Consider the following 3,161-nt stretch of genomic DNA (forward strand, 5'->3'; position numbering starts at 1 on the left):
CCTACCCCCTCACCTCATCAATAAATTTCACCCCGTCCGCCGTTCTTACCCAGCGCGGGGCGTTGATTTCCCCGGTCATAAACGCCATCAGATCCGCCAGCAGCCAGCGCAGTGGTTCTTCCTGCTGTGACGTCACGCTCCGGCACAGCAAAACCTGCGTCAGGGCGGCGCAGTATTCGCCAAGGGTRTCGGAATCAGGTTCAAAACGGGGAACGTGGGTCGGCAGCGTATCAACCGTAAACCTTTCCTGCTGTTCAGGCGGTATCGGCTCGCTCAGCTGCGGTTTAAGCAGCGCGAAGACGGCACAAAGGCGTCCACACAGCGCCATACGCAGCGCGGGATCAAGTGACTCAGCCTGCGCTTCGGCAAGCTGATGACAATAGTCGGCAAGCACGGTGAAGTCCGTGTCGTCATCAAAGGGAACGGTAAGTAACGGGTGAGTCTGGTCAAAGCAGGTGGTCATCAGGAAGCCTCCTGTGGCGAGTAGATTGAACGTTTATCACCAGTATGAAGTTTCAGGAGGCTAATCCCGGCACCTGATTTTGCAGGTGCGGCTGCACGATACCGCTTTCAGATAAAAACGGCAATATCAGTGCGTTACCGGTGAATAAATTTGCGTAGCGGCTCGCAGGAAGATTATTTCCCTTACATCCTTACATGCTCAATAAATGCCCGCAGCTTTGGCGGCATATGCTTTCTGCCGGAGAAATAAAGGTAAAAGCCCGGAAAGGTCGGCAGAAATTCATCCAGCACCGTCACCAGCTCGCCGCGCGCGATATAAGGCGCGTACGTCTCCTCCATGCCAAAGCTGATGCCGCCCCCGGCGCAGACGGTGCGGATCATCACCCCCATATCATTGGTGGTCAGCTGCGGATTAACGTCCACATCAAATTCCTGCCCCTGCCAGGCAAATTCCCAGCGATAGGGCGACACGCCGGGGGATTTTCGCCAGCCGATACAGCGATGATCCAGCAGATCCTTCGGGTGCTGCGGCGTGCCGTACTGCGCCAGATAATCAGGCGAGGCGACGGCGATCTGCCGCTGCATGGCAGACACCGGCACCGCGATCATATCCTGGGCGATCACCTCCCCCAGTTGCACCCCCGCGTCAAACCCCTGCTCCACAATGTCGTACGCCTCATCGGTGATGGTGATGTCCAGTTCGACATGCGGATAGGCCGCGATAAAGGACGCCAGCATCCTGCCGTCGATAATGCGTTCGGCAATCGACGATACCGCCAGCCGTAGCTGGCCGCGCGGTGCCGCCAGCTGATCGGCGATATCGCTCACCGCGCCGTTAAGCTGTTCGATGGCGGGCGCGACCTCCGCATAAAGCCGCTGGCCCGCTTCGGTGAGGTTGATGCTGCGCGTGGTGCGCTGCATCAGGGAGATGTTCAGGCGATCTTCCAGCCGCCGCAGCGTCTGACTGATGGCCGGGCGCGTCACCCCCAGCCGTTCGGCGGCCAGACGAAAATTGCGCGTCTGCGCCACGATCACAAACACCTCAAGCGCGTTTTTATCCACTGTCATTGGTTAGCCATCGTTACCAGTCTGTTAAGTAATGAGCGGATTATCTTTATAGTCTGCCGGGCGTAAGATCACCAGCGTTAACCGAACAGGAGAAGACCCATGACGAATAAAGTGATCTTAATTACCGGCGCATCCAGCGGTATTGGTGCAGGCATCGCCCGCGAACTGGCAAAAACCGACGCGGTATTACTGCTGGGCGCACGTCGCGAGGATCGTCTCGCCACGCTGGCGGAGGAGCTGCGTTTTAACGGCGCAGAGGTGGAGGTGAAAGCGCTGGACGTCACTGACCGTACCTCTGTGGAGGCATTCGCCGCCTTCGCGCTGGAAAAGTGGGGACGCATTGATGTGATCGTTAATAACGCCGGTATTATGCCGTTGTCACCGATGGCGTCGCTCAAAGTTGATGAGTGGGATCAGATGGTGGATGTGAACATTAAGGGCGTGCTGTATGGCATCGCGGCGGTGTTGCCGTCGATGCTGGCGCGGGAAGCGGGCCATATCATTAATATCGCCTCCATTGGTGCGCTGGCGGTGTCGCCGACGGCCGCGGTGTACTGCGCCACCAAGTTTGCGGTGCGGGCGATTTCCGATGGTCTGCGCCAGGAGAACAGCCAGCTGCGCGTTACCTGTATCCATCCGGGGGTGGTGGAAAGTGAACTGGCGGGCACCATCACGGATCCGACCGCCGCCGAAGCCATGAAAAGCTACCGGGCGATTGCCCTGCAACCGGATGCGATTGGCCGCGCGGTGCGCTACGCCATTGAGCAGCCGGATGAGGTGGATGTGAATGAGATCGTGGTGAGGCCGACACGCACCACGGCGTGATAAAGCGAACGGCCTGCATCGCAGGCCGTTTGGTCGTTATTTTTTCAGCAGGCGCGGCAGCTGGTTGTCCAGCTCCAGCAGGCAGGCGTCCATCATCATCTGCGTTTCCTGGGTGACCTTCGCATAGTTACTGGCTTTCCAGTCATTGAGCGGTGCGGTCACGCGGGTCGGGGCACATTCAGATACCACATAGGCGCTCAGCATGTTGCCGCCTTCCGGGCGTTTATAGAATTTCACGCGGTAGGTTAAATCATAATTGCTGTTGCTGGCGGACATGTCGGTATAGACCAGCGACCACTGCGCGGCGGCAATAAACAGCGGTTGTTTGTACGCATAGCCGTTGCCGTTTTTATTCAGCCAGTCGCGGATTTTTAATTCCGCTTTCGGGCCGAAATAGGTGGCTGTCGGCTCCGGCATGGTGTCAATGGACGTGCCTTTATAGCCATCTTTGTCAAACGAGTTACCGCCAATCCCGCCACCGAGGGCAGCCGTCAGCACCGCCAGCCCCATGCCCGCGCCGGAGTGCGCTGGCGTGACTTCGCGCAGTTTCACGTCCGGGTACCGGTTATCGTTCATATCAACGGGTGCAAAAATGGTGGCAACCTCGAGCGAACTGCCGTTTGTCGCCTGCACTTTGTGTGAGTTGAGGTTCCCTGCGCAGCCGGTTAAGACGGTTAAAGACAGTGCGCCTGCCACTACTACTTTATTCATCATTGGTTTTATTCCCTGTAAGTAAATTGCCCTTGCCCGGACATGGTTATCTGAACTTACAACGGACAAACCGGGAAAACCTTTAGGGTTTTTTG

General features: G+C 57.5%; 4 protein-coding genes. 1 reads left to right on the forward strand and 3 read right to left on the reverse strand.

What is annotated here, in order from left to right; genetic code table 11:
* Window position 1 precedes the first annotated feature (1 nt).
* Together QRD42_RS17075 and QRD42_RS17080 are read right to left on the reverse strand one after the other, a co-directional pair.
* Complete coding sequence (locus QRD42_RS17075; RefSeq protein WP_321987688.1) at window positions 2-463, reverse strand: hypothetical protein; 462 nt, start codon at window positions 461-463, stop codon at window positions 2-4.
* A 182-nt stretch (window positions 464-645) separates the two neighbouring features.
* Window positions 646-1,530, reverse strand: coding sequence for a LysR family transcriptional regulator (locus QRD42_RS17080; RefSeq protein WP_072568972.1), 885 nt, complete (start codon window positions 1,528-1,530; stop codon window positions 646-648).
* A gap of 99 nt (window positions 1,531-1,629) precedes the next feature.
* On the opposite strand from QRD42_RS17080, the gene QRD42_RS17085 reads away from it, so the two are divergent.
* Window positions 1,630-2,355: an SDR family oxidoreductase gene (locus tag QRD42_RS17085; protein WP_321987689.1), complete on the forward strand. Its 726-nt coding sequence runs from the start codon at window positions 1,630-1,632 to the stop codon at window positions 2,353-2,355.
* Between the two features lie 36 nt (window positions 2,356-2,391).
* Here the strand turns inward: QRD42_RS17085 and QRD42_RS17090 are convergent, their stop codons facing one another.
* Window positions 2,392-3,066: a hypothetical protein gene (locus QRD42_RS17090; protein WP_321988785.1), complete on the reverse strand. Its 675-nt coding sequence runs from the start codon at window positions 3,064-3,066 to the stop codon at window positions 2,392-2,394.
* Between the last annotated feature and the right edge of the window lie 95 nt (window positions 3,067-3,161).

It is taken from the genome of Enterobacter sp. PGRG2 (assembly GCF_030291195.1).
In the GTDB taxonomy this organism is placed as follows: domain Bacteria; phylum Pseudomonadota; class Gammaproteobacteria; order Enterobacterales; family Enterobacteriaceae; genus Enterobacter_D.